The 308-nt window shown below is 47.7% G+C and carries 1 pseudogene; it reads right to left on the reverse strand.

Annotated elements, in window-relative coordinates:
• Positions 1 to 84: 84 nt before the first annotated feature.
• Positions 85 to 308: pseudogene (locus tag J0A66_RS22650) on the reverse strand (16S rRNA (cytosine(967)-C(5))-methyltransferase RsmB); the annotation flags it as partial.

Here is a 308-nt window from a genome sequence, read left to right on the forward strand (position 1 = left end):
CGGCACCCACAATGATGAACTTCCAAGATTGCGGTTCTAAATAGTGGTCAAAATGCTGGCTTGAAGCCTTAAGTCTATGTTCTGCTATGACTTTATCAGTCTCGCATAGTAGAAACCATCCATTTGCTTTTCGCCTGGCAGGATTTGCCAGCCAGGGTTGCTTGCATTGTCTTGCGCATGCAAAGGCGAAAGTGACGCTTCGGCTTGGTTGGCTAAAAACTGCTTAATTTGTTCTCGATTCTCTTCGGGCAGAATTTAGCAGGTTGCATATAGCAAGGTGCCGCCGGGCTTCAGCATTGGCCAGTCTG

This window comes from Bowmanella dokdonensis (assembly GCF_017254865.1).
Taxonomy (GTDB): domain Bacteria; phylum Pseudomonadota; class Gammaproteobacteria; order Enterobacterales; family Alteromonadaceae; genus Bowmanella; species Bowmanella dokdonensis.